The following is a 1,655-nucleotide window of genomic DNA, read 5'->3' as shown; positions in this document are numbered from 1 at the left end:
GCGCAGGCGCTCAACCGCTCGGCCGCGCACCACCTGATCCAGCTCGGCTCGACCGGGCTCGGCGCCGGCGCCAAGCCGGAGGCCGGCAAGGCCGCCGCGGAAGAAGCGGTCGACCGCATCCGCGAGGCGATCGACGGCGCGCACATGCTGTTCATCACCGCCGGCATGGGCGGCGGCACCGGCACCGGCGCGGCGCCGGTGATCGCCCGCGTCGCCCGCGAGATGGGCATCCTCACCGTCGGCGTGGTCACCAAGCCGTTCGACTTCGAGGGGCCCCGGCGCATGAAGGCGGCCGACAACGGCGTCGCCGAGCTCGAGGCCAACGTCGACTCGCTGATCGTCATCCTCAACGACAAGCTGCTCGACGTCCTGGGCGACGACGTCACGCAGGACCAGGCCTTCGCGCACGCCAACGACGTGCTGAAGAACGCCGTCGGCGGCATCAGCGACATCATCCACATCCCGGGCCTCGTCAACGTCGACTTCGAGGACGTGAAGACGGTGATGAGCGAGCCGGGCAAGGCGATGATGGGGACGGCCAGCGCGACCGGGCCGGACCGCGCCAACAAGGCGGCCGAGGCGGCGGTGGCCTGCCCGCTGCTGGAGGGCATCGATCTCTCCGGCGCGCGCGGCGTGCTGGTGCTGATCGCGGCCAACCGGAACACGTTCAAGCTCTCGGAAAGCCGCAACGCGATGAACACCATCCGTCGCTACGCGGCCGACGAGGCGCACGTCATCTACGGCACGGCCTACGACGAATCGCTCGGCGACCAGCTCCGCGTCACCGTCATCGCCACCGGCCTCAACCCGGCCCGCCGCGTCCAGGCGCCGATCTCGGTGGTGCACAGCGCGCCGGTGCAGGTGCAGCGCACCGGCACCGACAACCTGCCGGTGCTGAACCAGCAGCTGCAGATGCCGCCCCAGCAGCACGACTACAGCGGCCTGTCGACGCCGAGCGTGTGGCGCAACGGCCGCACCGCCGCGGCCAAGGTCGATGCGCTGGCGAGCAACGGAATGGACGAGATCGAGATCCCGGCGTTCCTGCGCAAGCAGGCGGATTGACCCCATCCGAAGCTACTGCGCGGGCCGATCTGCGTCCGGAGGTGCTCGCCGTACATCGCGTACGGCTGCGCTCCTGCGAACGCACCTCGGCCCGCTCGCTACGCTCCTGACGGGGTCAATCACAAGCTCTAACATCATCCCCATGTTGCGTCAGCGAACCCTCAAGTCGATGATCCGGGCCGTCGGCGTGGGCGTGCACGGCGGCCAGAAGGTCGAGATGACGCTGCGGCCGGCGCCCGCGGACGCCGGCATCGTCTTCCGCCGCGTCGACCTGCCGCGCTCGGTGGCGATCAAGGCAGACGCCTTCGCGGTCTGCGACACGCGCCTGGCGACGACGCTGTCGGCCGACGGCTCGCCCGACGGGCCGAAGGTGAAGACCGTCGAGCACCTGCTCTCGGCATGCTCCGGCCTCGGGCTGGACAACCTGACCGTCGACCTCACGGCGGAAGAGGTGCCCATCCTCGACGGCTCGGCGGCCTCCTTCGTGTTCCTGCTGCAGAGCGCCGGCATCGAGCTGCAGGAGGCGCCGAAGCGTTTCCTGCGCGTCAGGCGGCCGATCGAGGTCAAGGAAGGCGAGGGCGCATCGCTGAAGT

The 1,655-nt window shown here is 70.2% G+C and carries 2 protein-coding genes; both read left to right on the top strand.

All coding sequences use genetic code 11. The features are described from left to right. Positions 1-1,062, top strand: a 1,062-nt coding sequence (gene ftsZ, locus AC30N0_RS12740) for a cell division protein FtsZ (RefSeq protein WP_489518280.1), incomplete at its 5' end; no start/stop codon positions are given. 142 nt (positions 1,063-1,204) lie between these two features. Next, positions 1,205-1,655 (top strand): UDP-3-O-acyl-N-acetylglucosamine deacetylase (locus tag AC30N0_RS12735; protein WP_489518279.1); only part of this gene is annotated, 451 nt, incomplete at its 3' end.

This window comes from Rhizobacter sp. (genome assembly GCF_031412495.1).
Taxonomy (GTDB): Bacteria; Pseudomonadota; Gammaproteobacteria; order Burkholderiales; family Burkholderiaceae_C; genus Schlegelella_A.
The sequence above is the reverse complement of the archived record's forward strand: the minus strand, read 5'-3'. Positions and strand labels throughout refer to the sequence as shown.